The sequence below is a fragment of the Niveispirillum sp. KHB5.9 genome, assembly GCF_048066115.1.
Taxonomy (GTDB): Bacteria; Pseudomonadota; Alphaproteobacteria; order Azospirillales; family Azospirillaceae; genus Niveispirillum.
On the sequence record NZ_JBLTYX010000002.1, the window covers coordinates 267,241 to 283,737 of the forward strand.

Below are 16,497 nucleotides of genomic sequence, written 5' to 3' on the forward strand. Positions count from 1 at the left end.
GAGTGGCAGCATCGGTCACTCCAACCGCCCGATCACCTGTCCGCCGGCAGGGCCCACCGCGCCAGGGCCGATGCCAGGTCCAGCACGCCAGCGGCCGGCCGCACCGATCCCGGTGTGACGGAAAAGCGCGGGGCGGTGCCAGGCTGCGGCACCCCGCCCAGGGTGGTGAAGGTATCGCGGGCCCGGTTGTGCGGATGATCGCGCGCCTCCGCCATCGACAGGACGGGGGAGACGCAGGCATCGCCCTGGGCGAAATGCGCCGCCCAGACATCGCGGGACCGGGTGCGGAAAATCTCGGCAAAGGCTTGGCCCATGGCAGGCCATCCGGCCTGGTCATATTGCACGAACCGACCCGTGGGCAGGCCCAGCCCGGCCAGCAACTGTGCGAAGAACGGCGGTTCCAGCGCACCGACCGCCACATGCCGCCCGTCGGCGCATTCATAGCAGCGATAGAAGGGCGCGAACCCGTCCAGCAGGTTGGCACCGCGCCGGTCCTGCCACTGGCCGGTATGCAGGAAGGCCTGGAACAGGCTGGTCAGCAGCACCGTGCCGTCGGTCATGGCGGCATCCACCACCTGTCCCTTGCCCGTCCGCCCTGCCGACAGCAGGCCTGCCAGCAGCCCCGTCACCAGGAACATCGCCCCACCGCCATAATCGCCGATCACGTTCAGCGGCACGGTGGGCGGCTGCCCCGCACCGCCGATGGCATGCAACATGCCGGCAACAGCAATATAATTGATATCGTGCCCGGCCCGCGGCGCCAGCGGCCCCGTCTGGCCCCAGCCCGTCATGCGGCCATAGACCAGCCTGGGATTGCGCGCCAGGCATTCCGTCGGCCCCAGCCCCATCCGTTCCATCACGCCGGGCCGGTACCCCTCGATCAGAGAATCGGCACCTTCGATCAGCGACAGAAGGTCGGCCCGCCCTGCCTCCGATTTCAGGTTCAGGGTCAGGCTGTGCCGGCCGCGATGCAGGATGGTGCCGCCCACATCCTCCCACGCCGCCCCCGGATAGGGCGGGCGGGTGATGCGCAGCACGTCGCATCCCAGATCAGCCAGCAGCATGGCCGCAAACGGCACCGGCCCGATGGCATCCAGCTCGATCACGCGCAGCCCGACAAGTGGGCCCGTGGACAGGTTGGTCATGGAGGGGGTTCCTTTCGTGTTCCCTCAAGCGCCGGGCGGGCGCATCCGCGCCCTTGGCTTACGCGACCACGTGGTCGCGGGCCGGCAGTCGCCGGCCTGCAACGGTCATCAAGGATGAACGTTGCTCACACCATCAACCCCAACTGCCGCGCCTTGATCACGGTCTGCGGACGGCGGCGGACACCCAGCTTGTCGTAGACCTGCTGCATGTACCATTTGACCGTCCCCTCGGTGAGGCCGAGGCGATTGCCGATCTCCTTGTTGCGCAGACCCGCACCGACCATGCCCAGCACCTCCAGCTCCCGCGGCGACAGGCGGCTGCTGGGCTGGCTGTCGCCCTCCTCCTCATCCTCCATCTCCAGGAACGGGATGATGCCGGTGAAGGAGGAGGCCAGACGGGCGGCGAACCGATCGACGGGCGTGTCCATCACCGGGCCATGGCCATAGGCGTCGACCAGCAGCGTGCCCACCGCCTCCCCCTCATCCAGGAAGATGCGGGTCCAGCCGGCAGGGGCCGCCAGAGTAACCGCCTCGCGCACGGCACGCCGCGCCTCCTGCCGGTCGCCCTCCAGCAGGGCGATCTGTGCCAGCAGCAGTTCGAACGCCACGGCGGACCGCAGGGCGCCGGCCCGGCGGACAAAGGCGCTCCACCGCTTGGCCACCTTGCGCGCCCGCACCAGCCGGTGCCCGTGGATCTCCAGCCGCAGCCAGGCGATGGCGATGCTTTCCTGGCGGCGGGTGGGGTTCATCGTGGGCAGCGGCTCGTCGTCCAGCGACAGGTCGCCCGCCTCGAACGCGGCAGCCGCCTTCTGCGGCTGTCCGTCGCGCAGCAGCAGGCGCACCTGTTCGGCCACGACATAGGCGCGCAGCCGGTCCAGCCCGCATTCGATGGCCACCAGATGCGCACCTTCCAGCGCCGTCAGTGCCGCATCGATCTGCCCCCGCGCCGCCAGCAGCCGGGCCCGCACCAGATAACCTGCGGCCAGCTGGTCCAGGAAACCCAATTGCCGCGCCACGCCCAGATGACGTTTCACCAGATCGTCGGCCCCGGCCAGATCGCCGCAATCATACAGCAGCTCGGCCAGCGGCAAGGCTGGCAAGGCCGCCAGCGGCGACCCCTTGCCCGCGAAATCCTCCGCGATTTCCAGCGCCTCGCGCAGCAGGGCACGCGCCGCCTCCACCTTGCCCTGCACCATGAAGGTGGGGGCGACCGACGATTTCAACGCGATGGAGGCGAAGCGCACGCCGGGCAGTTCCAGGGCGCGGCGGGTTTCCGCCTCCAGCTTCAGGATGTCGCGGAAATGGTACAGTTCGCGCCGCGCCGCCATCAGCTGGGCCAGCATGGTGCAGGACAGATATGGGTAATCGTCGCCCAGCTCGGCCAGCAGCACCTGGGCGCGGGTTTCCACCTCCGCCATATCGTCGCGCGCCGCCGCCAGGATGATGGAACGGTGTTCCACCAGCCGGCGCAGATGCACCAGCTGGTGCGGGGCCAGGGTGCCCGCCTGTCCCTGCGCCTCGATACAGGCCGCAGCCGCATCGATCAGCTTCTGAGCCGGGGTGAAGGCCAGGCCGCGGATGCGCCGCCAGGCCAGCAGCAGCAGCAGGCTGGGCCGTCCCTCCAGCTGCGGCCAGGACAGGGCGCCGGCGATGCTGTCCAGCTGCAGCAGGTGCCCGGCATAGGTGGCCGTCTCCGCCATGGCGTCCAGGCAATCGGCCAGGAAATCCAGGTCGCCGCTGGCCTGGGCATGGGCGATGGCCGGCAGCGATTCCTGGATCGACATGAAATAACGCCCGGCCCGGCGGCGCAGCTCCGCCGCGTGGGCCGGCGTCTCCTCCGTCAACCGGCGTAGCATCAATTGCCGGAACAAAGGGTGCAGCACATAGCGCCCCGCATCGATATCGGCCAGCGCCAGGAACAGGCCCGCCGCCTCGATATCCGCCAGCAGGCGCCGGCTGTCCTCGCGCCCGGTCAGGGCCTGACAGGCGGCGGGCGTCAAACTGTCCAGGATGGCGGTATCGGTCAGGAAGGTGGCGATGGCGGGGTCGATGCCGGCCAGCACCTCCTCGGTGAAATAATCGCCGACATCGCGGGCGAAATGCGTCCAGCGCTTCGCCCCCTCCATCCCGGTCAGCCGTTGCGCCATGACCAGCCCGGCGGCCCAGCCATCGGTGCGGGTCAGCAGCGATGCGCCATCGGTCTCGCCATGCGCGACAACCCAGGCGGCGATCTCCTCGCCCGTGAAGCGCAGTTCCCGCTCGCCCAGCTCCACCAGCATGCCAAGCGAGCGCAGCCGCGCCACCGGCACCCTGTTGCGGCCGCGCGCGGCGACGATGGTGGTCATGGCGTCGCGCATGGTGATGACCATGCGTTCCACCAGCGCCTGCGTCTCCACCGGCAGCAGATGCGCGTCATCCAGGATCAGCACCGGCCGCCGGGCGCCATCGCCGATCAGCCTTGCCAGCAAATCCTCCACCGACCCGTCCGGCGGACAGGGCGGCCAGTCCAACCCGCTGCGTGTCGCCGCCATCCACAGGCCGGACCGGAAATCCTCCACCCGTTCCATGCCGCCGCGCGCCGCCAGCCACAGCACGGGCCGGCCACGCAGACGCAGTTCGTCCGCCCAGGCGCGCAGGATGGTGGTCTTGCCATAACCGGCCGGCGCATGCACCAGCGTGACGCGGGAACGATCGACGGCGTCCAGCAGGCCATGCAGCCGGGGCCGATGCACCAGGGGACCGCTGCGCAGAGGCGCGGACCCCACCATGGTGGAGATGATACCCATTTTCTTCCTCCCAATGCCTGACGCTGTTTTTTGTTTTCGCGGGGCTTTTTGGATGTGTCTGGTGCCGGGTCGCTTGCCTCCTGGGCTGGAACGGGCGGTCGCGGGACCATATCCGGCGACAGAAGGGAGCATAGAATGCCGAACAATGTTCAGCCCCTATCCGTGGATAGGGTAATGCGTTTGCGCTCACCCCGCTACAGCGTGTAACCGCCGCCGCAGGTCAACACCTCTCCGCTGACATAGCCCGCCTCCGGCAGGCACAGCAGATAGACCGCCCCTGCCGCATCGTCGGGCGTGCCGGCGCGGCCCAGCGGGATGGCACTTTCAGCAGCGCTGCGCAGTTCGGCACTGATCCCGACCTTGATGGCGCGGCCGGCCATGTCGATGCTGCCGCCGCTCTGTTCGGCATCGGTCAACCTGGTCAGGATCACGCCGAAGGCCACGGCATTGACGGTGACGTTGTAACGTCCCCATTCCTTGGCCAGTGTCTTGGTCAGCCCGATCACCCCCGCCTTGCCCGCGGCATAGCCCACCTGCCCCGGATTGCCGCCCAGCCCGGCGATGGAGGAGATATTGACGATGCTGCGCCGCCGGGGCGTGCCGCCCGCCGCCCGTTCGGCCTTGGCGGCAGCCCCGATCACCGGCTGGGCCGCGCGCAGCACGCGGAAGGGTGCCGTCAGATGGATACCGATCATCGCCTCCCAATGCTCGTCCGCCGTCTTCTGGATGACATTGTCCCAGGTATAGCCGGCATTGTTGACGATGATGGTCAGATCGCCGAACCGCTCCACCGCCAGGGAAACGAAGCGCTCGGCGAAACCCGGCGCCAGCACGTCACCGGCACAGGCTTCCGCCTGCCCGCCGGCAGCACGTATGGCCTCGACCACCTCCAGCGCCGGTGCCTCGTCCAGGTCGTTGACCACCACCGCCGCCCCGGCACCCGCCAGCTTCAGCGCGATGGCCCTGCCGATGCCGCGCCCCGCCCCGGTGACGATTGCCACTTCCCCCTGTAGCGCTCCCATGATGCCCCTCAGAAAGAGCGCGGCAGGCCGAGGCTCTCGGCGATACCGTTGCGCACCATCTCGTTGGTGATCGGGCCGATGCGCCACAGCCGGCTATCGCGCCAATAGCGCTGCATGTCGGTTTCCGCCGAATAGCCCATGCCGCCCAGAATCTGGATGCCCAGGTCCGCCGCCTTGTTGGCATTCTCCGAGGCGATCAGCTTCAGCATGTTGGCCTCGTTGCCCACCGGCTGGCCCGACGCCTGTTTCCAGGCGCAGTAATGCAGCATCAGTTCGGTGCTGGTCTGCATGGTGGCGATGTCGGCAATATAATGCTGGATGGCCTGGAACTGGCCGATGGTGCGGCCGAAGGCCTGGCGCTGCTTGGCATAATCCAGCGCATCCTCCAGCACCCCGTCGATGACGCCCAGGCAGAAGGCGCCGACCATGATGCGTTCATTGTTCAAGGTAGGCAGCAGCATGTACCAGGCCTTGTCCGGCTCCCCCAGCACATCCTCGTCGGCCACGAACACATCCTCGAAATGCACCGTGCAGGAGCCCATGGACCGCATGCCCAGCTTGGCCAGATTGCTGACCGTAATGCCGGGCGACTTGGTGGAAACCCAGAACAGCGACAGGCCCTGGTGGTTCTTGGCCACATTGCGGTTGGACCGGGCGATGACCAGCAGATAATCGGCGACATGGGCCGAAGAGCTCCAGATCTTCTCCCCGTTCAGCTTCCAGCCGCCCTCGACCCGCTCCGCCGTGGTGCGCATGGACCCCAGCAGGTCGGTGCCGCCCGACGGCTCGGTGAAGGAAATGGCGGCGCGCAGCTTGCCGGTGGCGATCAGCGGCAGGTACTTCTTCTTCTGCACCTCGTTGCCATAGATGCCGATGGACTTCGACCCGGCAAAGGACGTGATGCCCCAGATCCAAGCCAGCCCGCCCAGCGAGCGCGCCAGTTCGCGCGCCAGCAGCATCTGCATCAGCACATCGCCGCCCTGCCCGTCATATTCCTCCGGGATGCCGACACCGTGGAAACCCGCTTCGGTGAACTTTTCCCAAAGCACAAAGGGGTAATGATGCTCGTCCTTCTCCAGGTCGCGCGCCCAGGCCTTCGGCGCCTCGGCATCCACCCAGCGGCGCACGCCGTCGCGGAAGGCGCGGTATTCCTCGGGAAGATTGAAATCCATGTTGCTTGCTCCTTGGGATTTGTTGATTGGGGCGCGCGACAGCGGGCGACCTACCCCATCTTCCGTTCATCCAGCCCCAGCCCCCGGCCGATGATTTCCTTCATGATCTCGCTGGAACCCGCGAAAATCCGGCTGACGCGGGCGTCGGTGTAGAGCCGGCTGATGCGGTATTCCTCCATGTAGCCGGCACCGCCATGCATCTGCACACCGGCATCGACCATGCGGCCCTCCAGTTCCGTCGCCAGCAGCTTGCATTCTGCCGCCTCCTCGCCCGTCAGCGTGCCGTCATTCAGCAGCAGCACGCATTGGTCGATCAGGGTCTGGACCGCGTCGATCTCCGCCCGCAGGCCGGCCAGGGTGAAGCGGTTATGCTGAAAGGCGCCGATGGGCCGGCCGAAGGCCCGGCGCTCGCGCACATAATCCAGGGTGATGTCGAACGCCACCTGGGCCGCCGCCAGCGACCCGATGGCCGCCACCAGCCGTTCCTTGGCCAGGAACCGTGTCAGATAACGAAAACCCGACGCCGGATCGCCCAGCACATTTTCCTTGGGCAGCTTCACGTCGTTGAAGAACAATTCGGACGTGTCCTGCGCATGCAGCCCCATCTTCTTCAACCGCTGTCCCCGGTCGAAGCCCGGCATGCCGGCCTCAACCAGGAACAGGCCCAGCCCGTGTTTCTGATCGGGCTGGGTGCGCGCCGCCACGATCACCAGATCGGCCAGGAAGCCGTTGGAAATATAGGTCTTGGCCCCGTTCAGCAGCCAATGGTCGCCCTTGTCCTCCGCCCGGGTCCGCATGCCGGCCAAATCGGACCCGGCACCGGGCTCGGTCATGGCGATGGCCAGGATGGTCTCGCCGGACACGCAAGCAGGCAGGATGCGCTCGCGCTGTTCCGGGGTGCCCAGCGCGTCGATATAGGGGGCGACGAGGTTGGAATGCAGGTTGATATAGAAGCCGATCTCACCATGGATGATGTTCTCCTCGATGATGATCTGCTCGAACCGGAAATCGCTGATGCCGGCCCCGCCGAACCGTTCCTCCGCCCAGGTCAGCAGCAGCCCGGCCTCTCCCGCCTTGCGGTAGATATCGCGGTCCACGTAACCCTGCGACCGCCAGCGTTCGCCATGCGGCGCCACCTCCTTCTGGAAGAAGCGGCGGGCACTGTCGCGGAACTGATCATGCTCGGGCTGGAAGATCAGGCGGCGCATGCGGCACCCGCCTTTGCATAGAAGCTCTCCCCCCGCGTCGCCCGCTCGCGCAGCCAGGGGGACGGGGCATAGCGCGGACCATGGGTCTGGGCCAACCGGTCGGCCTCTGCCACGAAATCGACGATGCCGATTGTGTCGATATAGGACAGCGTGCCCCCGGTCCACAACGGGAAGCCCCAGCCATAGACCGCGCCCAGATCCCCATCCTGCGGCGTGGTCAGCACGCCCTCCTCCAGGCAGCGCGCGGTCTCCATGGCCTGGATATAGAGGAAGCGGCGGGCCAGCTTTTCGGCGTCGAACTCCGGATTGGACGGAAAATGCTGCGCCAGACCGGGCCAGAGATGCTTGCGACCCCCGGCCGGATACTCATAAAAGCCGCCGCCCGCCTTGCGGCTGCTGCGCCCCAGCTCGTCCCGCATCCGGCGCAGAACCGGCACACCCGGCGGCGGTGTGTATCGGTCGCCCTCCTCGGAGATGGTCTGGTCCACGATCTTCAGCGGCAGGTCCAGCGTCACCTCGTCCAGCAGGGCCAGCGGCCCCACGGGCATGCCGGCGGCCCGCGCGGCATTTTCGATCACCGCCGGCGGCACACCCTCGGCCAGCATCGAGGCGCCTTCATGGATGAAGGTCTGGAACACCCGGCTGGTATAGAAACCGCGGCTGTCATTGACCACGATGGGCGTCTTGCGCAGTTGCGCCACGTAATCCAGGGCCTGGGCCAGCGTCTCCGGGCTGGTTTTCCGGCCGATGATCACCTCCACCAGCCCCATCCGTTCGACGGGTGAGAAGAAATGCAGGCCGATGAACCGGTGGGGCCGCTTCGATGCCTCGGCCAGTTGCGTGATGGGCAGGGTGGAAGTGTTGGAGGCAAACAGGGTGCCGGGCGGGATCACCGCTTCGGCCCGCGCCGTGGTGTCGGTCTTCACTCCCGTATCCTCGAACACCGCCTCCACCACCAGATCGACGCCGGCAAGATCGGCAAAGTCGGCGGTGGGGTGGAGGCGGGACAGGATGGCGTCGGCATCGGCGGCACTGCGGCGTCCCTTCTCCACCTCCTTACCTAGCACCCTGGCGGCATAATCGCGCCCCTTGGCCGCCAGTTCCGGCGTGCGGTCCAGCAGCACTACTTCGATCCCCGCCTGGGCGGAGACCAGGGCGATGCCGGCCCCCATCATGCCGGCCCCCAGCACCCCGACCTTGGCGACCTTGGACGGAGCCACCCCCGCCGGCCGGCGGAACCCGCGTTCCGCTGCCTGCTTGGACAGGAAGCTGGTGCGGATGATGTTGCGGGCCACGGGATCGGTCAGCAGCCGGGCGAAATATTTGCTCTCCACCGACAGCGCCCGGTCGAAGGGCAATTGCCCGCCCTCGAACAGGCAGGACAGGATGGATATCGCCGCCGGGCTGTTGCGCCCGCCTTTGGCAACGCCGGCCGTGGCGGCGGAGAACAGCACCGCCGTTTCCGGCACCAGCAGCCCCCGCGCTTCCACCATTGTGTAGCCCTTGCGGTCCCAGGCCCGCACCGGGTCGGGCCCGGATTGCAGCCAGGAGCGGGCGGCATCGGCCAGTTCAGCCGCTGGCACCACCTCATCGACGATGCGCAGCTTCAGCGCCTCCTCCGGCCGCACCGCACGGCCGGACAGCAGCAGGTCGGCGGCGGTCTTGGCACCGGCCAGCCGCAACAGGCGCTGGGTGCCGCCCGATCCGGGCAGCAGCCCGACATTGACCTCCGGAAGGCCGACCACAGCCTTGGGATCATCGACCAGGATGCGGTAATGGCAGGCCAGCGCCAGTTCGAACCCGCCGCCCAGGGCCAGACCGTTGAGTGCCGCCACCCAGGGCTTGGCCCCCTTCTCGATGGCGCGGTGCATGGTGGTGGCGCGCTGGCTGAAGGCGTAGGCTTGCTGCCGGCTCATCGTGTCGAACCCGTCGACCAGCAGCTTCAGATCGGCCCCGGCCATGAAGCCCTTCTTGGCCGAGGTCAGGATCACACCCGTCACGGATGAATCCCGGGTGAGGTCGGCAATCGCCGCCTCCATCTCCGCCAGCCAGGGCTGGGTGACCAGGTTCACGCTTTCGTCTTCATTGTTCAGCGTCAGGATGGCGATGCCGTCGGCACCCTTGGTGAGGACAACATGGCGCATGCTCACACCCGTTCGATGATGGTGGCGGTGCCCAGGCCGTTGCCGGCGCAGAGCGAGACCAAGGCGGTCTCACGGTCGCTGCGTTCCAACTCATCCAGCACGGTGCCCAGGATCATGGCGCCGGTGGCGCCCAGCGGGTGGCCCAGCGCGATGGCACCGCCGCAGACATTGATGCGGTCATGCGGGATATCCATCACTCGCATGAACCGCAGCACGACGCTGGCGAATGCCTCGTTCAGTTCGAACAGGTCGATATCGCCCTTCGCCATGCCGCAATTGCGCAGGGCCTTCTCGCTAACCGAAGCCGGGGCGGTCAGCATGATCGACGGTTCCGACCCGATGGAAGCAAAGCCACGGATGCGGGCGCGTGGCTTCAGCCCGGCCCTTTCCCCGAACCCTTTCGATCCCACCAGCACCGCGCCGGACCCGTCGACGATGCCCGACGAATTGCCGCCGGTATGGACATGCGACAGGGCCTCGATCTGCGGATAGCGCAGCAGCGCCACCTGATCGAACCCCATCGCCGCCATACCGGGAAAGGCCGGCTTCAGGCTGCCCAGCCCGTCCAGCGTCGTGTCGGGGCGCAAATGCTCGTCCCGGTCCAGCAGCACATCGCCCAGCAGGTCGGTCACCGGCACCACGGAACGGGCGAAGCGCCCGTCGGCCCAGGACCGTGCCGCCCGGCGCTGGCTTTCCAGTGCATAGGCATCGACGTCGGTCCGGCTGAACCCGTCCAGGGTGGCTATCATGTCGGCGCCGATGCCCTGCGGGATGTAGTAATTGTGCCAGGAGACGCGGGGATCGGCACTCCAGGCGCCGCTGTCTGCCCCCATGAAGGTGCGGCTCATGCTCTCCACCCCGCCACCGATGCCGGCTTGGCTCATGCCCGACATCACCTGGGCGGCGACATTGTTCACCGCCTCCAGGCCGGACGCGCAGAACCGGTGGATCTGCTGGCCCGCGACGCTTTCGGCGTAATCGGCATTCAGCACGGCGGCACGCGCAATGACGCCGCCCTGCTCCCCCACCGGCTGGGCACAGCCGATGACGACATCGTCCAGCAGGACGGTATCCAGGCCGTTGCGGTCGCGCAAGGCGCGCAGCACCTGGGTCAGCAGTTCGACGGCAGTGACCTCGTGCAAAGCGCCGTCGGGCCGGCCCCGGCCGCGCGGCGTGCGCACATGGTCATAGATGAAGGCGTCCATCCTGGTCGGTCCATGGCAATGAATTGGGAAGATGTGCCGTATTCCCATCCCGGACCGCCAATCGCACCTATCCGTGGGCAGGTGGAATCCGCCATCCCGCCCTTCATCGTTGCTTCAACGATAAAGAGGGATGGAAACATGCGCACCATCATCACCGGTGCCGCCAGCGGTATCGGCCAGGCCGTGGCCCGGCGGCTGATCGACGGGGACCTGATCCGGGGCGACCAAAGGATGCTGCTGGTGGACCGCGACGCCGACGGACTGGCCCGCGTGGCCGATGCCATCGGCCCGGCGGCATCCATTCTGGTCGCCGACGTGACGGCAGAGGCAGACAGCGCCATCATCGTGGCCAAGGCACTGGACCATATGGGCGGCATCGACGGACTGGTCAGCAATGCCGGCGCCATCGCCGCCGGCACGCTGGTGCAGATGGGAACGGCCGATTACGACCGGCTGTTCGCCATCAACAGCCGCGCCACCTGGCTGCTGGCCCGTGCCGCCTATCCGCACCTGCGGGAAAGCCGGGGGGCATTGGTGGCCACGGCGTCGATGGCGGCGAAACAACCGACCCCGGCACTGGGCGCCTATGCCCCCGCCAAGGCGGCCCTGCGCATGATGATCCGGCAATTGTCGGTGGATTGGGGGCCGGACGGCATCCGCTGCAACTGCGTTTCCCCCGGCCCCACCCTGACCGGCATGACGGCCGCCGGCTATGCCGATCCCGTGCGCCGGGCGGAGCGGGAGGCGGCGATGCCGCTGCGCAAGCTGGGCACGCCCACCGACGTGGCCAACGCCATCCTGTTCCTGCTCAGCCCACTCGCCGGCCACATCACCGGCGTCGATCTGCTGGTCGATGGCGGCTTGAGCAATTGCCTGATGAGTGCCCATGGCGGCGGTGCCGGCCATGGGCCCGCCGCATCCTGACGGAGGATGGAAATGGATTATCCCCCCGCCCCCGCTGTCGCCGGCACATCGCTGGATGGCGGCACGGCCTATATCATCGACCCGGCGGAAAACGCCGCCCTGTGCCGGTCCACGGGTGTGGAGCCGGCCAGCGACGGCACTGCGCACCCATCCTACTATTACATCGCCACCCAGGTCGCGATGGGCCAGACGGTGGCCGGCCTGTGCGCCCTGTGCGAGTTCGACGTGGGACAGGGGCCGATGATGGCCAGTTCCAGCGTCAGCTTCCAGACGCCGCTGCGCACCGGCGTTCCGTACCGCGTCACCGGGGAGATATCCTCCCTGACCCGCAAATCCAGCCGCAAGCTAGGCCTGATGGACCTGCTGGAATACCGGCTGCGCCTGCATAGCGCCGATGGCGGGGTCGTGCTGGAAACCACCAATGTCTGGGTGCTGCCGCGCCGGGAGCTGATGTGATGACTGAACTCGCCCCCTTCACCATCCCGTCCGTCAGCGCCGAAGCGATGCGGGAATGGGCAGGTTTCCTGCGCGACCCCAACCCCATCCACCTGGACCCTGACTTCGTCCGCGCCAAGGGCCTGGGCGACCGGGTGATCAACCAGGGGCCGGCCAACCTGGCCTATATCATCAATATGCTGCTGGCAGCCTTCCCCGGCGGGCGCATCACCGCCCTGGAAAGCCGCTTCATCGACAATGCCTATGCGGGCGACCGGCTGACGGCGGGCGGGCGGGTGGTGGAGGCCGATGCGACGCGCGCGGTTTGCGAGGTCTGGCTGACCGCCGATGGTACCCGCCCCATCATCCAGGGCACCGCGACCGTCACCCTGTAACGAACAACAGTACCAGCGGCCTGGGGCCGCTGGAGGCCGGCGACTGCCGGCCCGCGCCACGTGGCGCGCAAGCCAAGCCGCCGGATGGCGGCACCCGGCGCCTGAGGGCGCAATGAAAGGTAAACATCATGCCAAGCGGCCCCTTCGCTCATGTCTGCATGCTGGTCCATGATCTGGACAAGGCCATCGCCGACTGGACCAGGATCCTGTCCGTCCTGGACCCGCAAGCCCTGACCGAGCCCATCGTGCGCTATGACGGGTTCTCCAGCGGTGCCGACCAGAACATGCGCTGGGCGACCTTCGTCGCCAACCATTCCGCCGAAATCCAGCTGATCCAGCCGGCGCCCGGCACGCCCCTGGGCGACCGGCTGGCCGCCAAGGGGGAGCATGTGCATCACCTCTGCTTCACCACCAACGATGTGTCGGGCAGCCTGGCCAAGCTGGCGGCGGACGGGGTGCAGGTACTGTCCGGCGGTGCCACCAACCGCGATCCGACCATGACCTGGCAGGAATGGGGCTGGGTCGGGCCGAAGAGCGCGCATGGCGTGCTGGTGGAGGTCGCCGCCCCTTATGAAAGCCATGGCGACGGCCGGTGGCACGCGGCGGGCACCCGCCTTTGAGGTCGTTCCGCACAATCCATCTGCCCGGCGATGGCCTGCGGCTGGTGGCCGACACAATCGGCGACCCCGACGCCCCGCCCGTCCTGTTCCTGCATGGCGGCGGCCAGAGCCGCCATTCCTGGCGCAACGCCGCGCGGAGGGTGGCCGAGGGCGGGTATCTTGGCATCACCATCGACCTGCGCGGCCATGGCGACAGCGACTGGGCCGCAGACGGCGCCTATGGGCTGGCAGTCATGGCCAGCGACATAAGCCATGCCATGGCAACCTTCAACAAGCCGGTTTCCCTCGCCGGCGCGTCGCGCGGCGGACAGGTCGCGCTGGTGGCGGCAGCGGCGGCACCGGACCGGACAAGGCTGGTTCTGCTGGCCGACGTCGCTCCCCATATCAGCCGACAGGGTGCCGCCCCCATCCGCACCTTCATGGAACGCAGCATGCGGGGTTTCGACAGTGCCGAAGCCGCGGCCCAGGCGCTGGATGCCCTGCCCGGCCGCGACCGCCCCGCCGATCCCGCCACCCTTGCCCGCGCCCTGCGGCACGATGGCGATGGCAAGCTCTATTGGCGCTGGGACCCGCGCCTGGCCCTGCCCGGCTTCGTGCAAGCGGAAGAGGAAACGGCGCTGATGGAACGGGCGGCGGCAATCGTCCGCTGCCCCGTCCTGCTGGTCCGCGCCGAGCTTAGCGACGTGCTGACCGATGAAGGCGTAGAGACCTTCCGGCACCTGACCCCGCACCTGCAGGTCACCACCGCTCCCGGTGTGGGCCACATGTTCACCAACGATCAGAACGACGCCTTCACCGCCCCCCTGCTCGACCTTCTCGGGTCCGGCGATGGAATACGATAAGATGCAGCCTCACCGATAGGTTCCCCCCTCCACGGATAGGTTCGCAGCCCAACCCTTTCAGTCAGAGATGAACATGCAGGCGGGGCGGAACCCGCCCACACCGGCAGCAAGCAGCAAAAACCCAACAAGGGCTGCCCGAACGGATAACAGGGAGGAAACAATAATGAGCTTCAGGAAGAATAACCCGCGGCGCCATCTGGCCGCCGGCACGGCCGCACTGGCGCTGCTGGCCCTGGCACCCCTGCCGGCCGGCGCGCAGTCGGCCCCCGCCGCCGCCCCACAGGCCGCCCCCGCTGAGGATTTCTTAGGCGAGATCATCGTGACGGCGCGGCGCCGCAACGAAACCCTGATCTCCGTCCCCGTCGCCGTTTCCGCCGTCAGTGAGGAAACGCTGGCCAATTTCGGCGTCACCGACATCCGCTCCATCGCCAATTATTCACCGGGCCTGGCCATCGACAGGGTCAGCAGCGGTGCGGGCGCCACCATCACCCTGCGCGGTATCGGCACCTCGCCCGGCCAGGCCGGCTTCGAACAGACCGTGTCGCTGAACCTGGACGGGGTGCAGACCTCGCGCGGCCGCGCCATCACCCAGGGCCTGTTCGATGTCGGGCACGTGGAGGTGCTGAAGGGCCCGCAGGCCCTGTTCTTCGGCAAGAACAGCCCCGCCGGCGTCATCTCCATCACCTCGGCCGGCCCCACGGACGAAGTCTCCGGCTATGCCCGCCTGGGTTATGAGACCGTGGCGGACGAGGCCATTGCCGAGGCCGCCGTGGGCGGCCCCCTGACCGACGAGTTCGGCGCCCGTCTGGCGGTGCGCTATCGCAAGATGGATGGCTGGCTGCGCAATATCGGCGGCCCGGTCGCCACCTCCGTCCCCGGCGTCAAGCGCCCCGGCGAGGAGGAAACGATGGGCCGCCTGACCCTGACCTGGGAACCGGCGGACAGCAATTTCGACGCCACCCTGAAACTGTCAGGCAGCGATTATGCGGATGATGGCGCGGCGGCCGGCCAGCAGCTGTTCTATTGCGGCGCCCTGCCCGCCGGCGGCGTGGCTGGCCGCGTCGATCCGTTCGGCGAATGCAAGTTCGACAAATATTATTCGTCCGCCGCCCTGGCCAATGGCGTGGCCGACAACTGGCCCTATGCCAAGCAGCAGCCCTATAGCGATGTGAAGGTCTATCTGGCCTCGCTGTCCGCCAACTACACCTTGGACAATCTGGCCCTGACCTCCGTCACCGGCTATTTCAGCACGCGGTCGCGGACCAATGACAGCTATGACGCGACCTCCTACTACATTATCGGTGCCGCCGAGCGGGAGGATTTCGACGCGTTCAGCCAGGAGTTCCGCCTGCTCTCGTCCTTCGACGGGCCGGTCAATTTCATGCTGGGCGCGTACTATCAGGATTCCGACCTGTATTTCGAGAATAACAGCCGTATCGCCCTGCTGCCGGCCGACGCCGCCACCGGCAAATACCATACCTGGGAAAAGCCCAGCGGCACCAAGGGTAAGGCCTATTCCGGCTTCGGCCAGCTGATCTGGGCCGTGACGCCGGAGGTGGAGATGGCCGGCGGCGTGCGCTACACGCGGGAAACCAAAGATTCCTACCTCTATAATTCCTGGGTCCATCCGCTGCTGACGGCGACCTTCCTACCGCCCACGACGATCCTCAAGGATAATTTCCGTGACGGAAACTATTCCCCGGAAGCCACGCTGACCTGGCGCCCGACGTCGGAGATCACCACCTACATCGCCTACAAGACCGGCTACAAGTCGGGCGGTCTGGGGCTCAGCGCCGTATTGACCCCGCGCGCCGTCACCGCCGACGATTTCAATTTCGAGGCGGAGAAGGTGCGTGGCAAGGAAATCGGCCTGAAGGCGCAGTTGTTCGACAAGAGCCTGACCCTGACCACGGCCGCCTATTCCTATCTCTACAGCAATTTGCAGGTGAATGCCTTCAACGCCGCACTCGCCTCCTTCACCGTCACCAACGCCGCCAGTGCCCGCAGCAAGGGGTTCGAGATCGACGCCAATTTCCGCGTCACCCCGGACCTGACGCTCTACGGCTCGGTCTCCTACAACCATAGCCGCTACAATGAGTTCATCAGCAGCTGTTACGGTGGCCAGACCCTGGCCATGGGCTGCGACTACCGGCTCAGCGTCGGGGCCGACGGCATCGCCGGCACGGCCGACGACCGCTACGGCCAGGACATGTCGGGCCGGCCGCTGACCCGCGCCGCCGACTGGTCGCTGAATGGCGGCTTCGATTATACGGTGCCGCTGTCGGGCGCCTGGGACCTGGGCCTGTCGGGCAATGCCCGCTACACCAGCAAGATCAACGGCACCGACAATTCCAATCCCGGCGGCCTGCTGAAGGGCTATTGGGTGCTGGATGCCGCCGCCCGGCTGGAGATGGACCGGCAATGGGAAATCGCCCTGGTCGGCCGCAATCTCAACAACGCCATGTACGGCTATCTCCAGGAAAAGCCGGGTTCCCCCACGACACCGGGCACCCCCTCCCAGGTCTTCGCCATCCCCACGCGCGGACGGCAGGTGCTGGTGCAGGTTGGGTATACGTTCTGATGATCGCCGCGCAAGTCC

Annotated in this window: 13 protein-coding genes; 6 read left to right on the forward strand and 7 right to left on the reverse strand. The window is 67.3% G+C overall.

Translation table 11 applies throughout. The features are described 5' to 3' along the window. Window positions 1–32 precede the first annotated feature (32 nt). The 7 genes from ACM9HJ_RS05755 to ACM9HJ_RS05785 form a co-directional block, all read right to left on the reverse strand. On the reverse strand, window positions 33–1,145 hold the full coding sequence (locus ACM9HJ_RS05755) for a CaiB/BaiF CoA transferase family protein (RefSeq protein ID WP_416570746.1): 1,113 nt from the start codon (window positions 1,143–1,145) through the stop codon (window positions 33–35). A gap of 125 nt (window positions 1,146–1,270) precedes the next feature. After that, a complete protein-coding gene (locus tag ACM9HJ_RS05760) occupies window positions 1,271–3,931 on the reverse strand; it encodes a LuxR C-terminal-related transcriptional regulator (protein WP_416570747.1) in 2,661 nt (886 codons plus the stop codon). A gap of 194 nt (window positions 3,932–4,125) precedes the next feature. Further along, on the reverse strand, window positions 4,126–4,953 hold the full coding sequence (locus ACM9HJ_RS05765) for an SDR family NAD(P)-dependent oxidoreductase (RefSeq protein WP_416570748.1): 828 nt from the start codon (window positions 4,951–4,953) through the stop codon (window positions 4,126–4,128). 8 nt (window positions 4,954–4,961) lie between these two features. Next, complete coding sequence (locus ACM9HJ_RS05770; RefSeq protein ID WP_416570749.1) at window positions 4,962–6,125, reverse strand: acyl-CoA dehydrogenase family protein; 1,164 nt, start codon at window positions 6,123–6,125, stop codon at window positions 4,962–4,964. A 50-nt stretch (window positions 6,126–6,175) separates the two neighbouring features. Next, a complete protein-coding gene (locus ACM9HJ_RS05775) occupies window positions 6,176–7,333 on the reverse strand; it encodes an acyl-CoA dehydrogenase family protein (protein WP_416570750.1) in 1,158 nt (385 codons plus the stop codon). Beyond that, complete coding sequence (locus ACM9HJ_RS05780; RefSeq protein WP_416570751.1) at window positions 7,321–9,477, reverse strand: 3-hydroxyacyl-CoA dehydrogenase NAD-binding domain-containing protein; 2,157 nt, start codon at window positions 9,475–9,477, stop codon at window positions 7,321–7,323. Before ACM9HJ_RS05780 ends, ACM9HJ_RS05775 begins: the two co-directional genes overlap by 13 nt. A gap of 2 nt (window positions 9,478–9,479) precedes the next feature. After that, window positions 9,480–10,682, reverse strand: a complete 1,203-nt coding sequence (locus tag ACM9HJ_RS05785; RefSeq protein WP_416570752.1) for an acetyl-CoA C-acetyltransferase — start codon at window positions 10,680–10,682, stop codon at window positions 9,480–9,482. A gap of 138 nt (window positions 10,683–10,820) precedes the next feature. Between ACM9HJ_RS05785 and ACM9HJ_RS05790 the strand changes: the two genes are divergently transcribed. The 6 genes from ACM9HJ_RS05790 to ACM9HJ_RS05815 all read left to right on the forward strand — a co-directional run bounded on the left by ACM9HJ_RS05790 (window position 10,821) and on the right by ACM9HJ_RS05815 (window position 16,479). Further along, window positions 10,821–11,606, forward strand: a complete 786-nt coding sequence (locus ACM9HJ_RS05790; RefSeq protein ID WP_416570753.1) for an SDR family NAD(P)-dependent oxidoreductase — start codon at window positions 10,821–10,823, stop codon at window positions 11,604–11,606. Between the two features lie 12 nt (window positions 11,607–11,618). After that, window positions 11,619–12,062: a hypothetical protein gene (locus ACM9HJ_RS05795; RefSeq protein ID WP_416570754.1), complete on the forward strand. Its 444-nt coding sequence runs from the start codon at window positions 11,619–11,621 to the stop codon at window positions 12,060–12,062. Then, on the forward strand, window positions 12,062–12,436 hold the full coding sequence (locus ACM9HJ_RS05800) for a MaoC family dehydratase (RefSeq protein ID WP_416570755.1): 375 nt from the start codon (window positions 12,062–12,064) through the stop codon (window positions 12,434–12,436). The genes ACM9HJ_RS05795 and ACM9HJ_RS05800 overlap by 1 nt, the downstream gene beginning before the upstream one ends. A gap of 128 nt (window positions 12,437–12,564) precedes the next feature. Beyond that, window positions 12,565–13,056, forward strand: a complete 492-nt coding sequence (locus tag ACM9HJ_RS05805) for a VOC family protein (protein WP_416570756.1) — start codon at window positions 12,565–12,567, stop codon at window positions 13,054–13,056. Beyond that, window positions 13,053–13,898, forward strand: coding sequence for an alpha/beta fold hydrolase (locus ACM9HJ_RS05810; protein WP_416570757.1), 846 nt, complete (start codon window positions 13,053–13,055; stop codon window positions 13,896–13,898). Before ACM9HJ_RS05805 ends, ACM9HJ_RS05810 begins: the two co-directional genes overlap by 4 nt. 163 nt (window positions 13,899–14,061) lie before the next feature. After that, on the forward strand, window positions 14,062–16,479 hold the full coding sequence (locus ACM9HJ_RS05815) for a TonB-dependent receptor (protein ID WP_416570758.1): 2,418 nt from the start codon (window positions 14,062–14,064) through the stop codon (window positions 16,477–16,479). The last annotated feature ends 18 nt before the right edge of the window (window positions 16,480–16,497 follow it).

Excerpts from the sequence above, each read along its gene's own strand:
- ACM9HJ_RS05755 (WP_416570746.1), bottom strand. The coding sequence starts at position 1,145 with ATGACCAACCTGTCCACGGGCCCACTTGTCGGGCTGCGCGTGATCGAG.
- ACM9HJ_RS05760 (WP_416570747.1), bottom strand. The coding sequence starts at position 3,931 with ATGGGTATCATCTCCACCATGGTGGGGTCCGCGCCTCTGCGCAGCGGT.
- ACM9HJ_RS05765 (WP_416570748.1), bottom strand. The coding sequence starts at position 4,953 with ATGGGAGCGCTACAGGGGGAAGTGGCAATCGTCACCGGGGCGGGGCGC.
- ACM9HJ_RS05770 (WP_416570749.1), bottom strand. The coding sequence starts at position 6,125 with ATGGATTTCAATCTTCCCGAGGAATACCGCGCCTTCCGCGACGGCGTG.
- ACM9HJ_RS05775 (WP_416570750.1), bottom strand. The coding sequence starts at position 7,333 with ATGCGCCGCCTGATCTTCCAGCCCGAGCATGATCAGTTCCGCGACAGT.
- ACM9HJ_RS05780 (WP_416570751.1), bottom strand. The coding sequence starts at position 9,477 with ATGCGCCATGTTGTCCTCACCAAGGGTGCCGACGGCATCGCCATCCTG.
- ACM9HJ_RS05785 (WP_416570752.1), bottom strand. The coding sequence starts at position 10,682 with ATGGACGCCTTCATCTATGACCATGTGCGCACGCCGCGCGGCCGGGGC.
- ACM9HJ_RS05790 (WP_416570753.1), top strand. The coding sequence starts at position 10,821 with ATGCGCACCATCATCACCGGTGCCGCCAGCGGTATCGGCCAGGCCGTG.
- ACM9HJ_RS05795 (WP_416570754.1), top strand. The coding sequence starts at position 11,619 with ATGGATTATCCCCCCGCCCCCGCTGTCGCCGGCACATCGCTGGATGGC.
- ACM9HJ_RS05800 (WP_416570755.1), top strand. The coding sequence starts at position 12,062 with ATGACTGAACTCGCCCCCTTCACCATCCCGTCCGTCAGCGCCGAAGCG.
- ACM9HJ_RS05805 (WP_416570756.1), top strand. The coding sequence starts at position 12,565 with ATGCCAAGCGGCCCCTTCGCTCATGTCTGCATGCTGGTCCATGATCTG.
- ACM9HJ_RS05815 (WP_416570758.1), top strand. The coding sequence starts at position 14,062 with ATGAGCTTCAGGAAGAATAACCCGCGGCGCCATCTGGCCGCCGGCACG.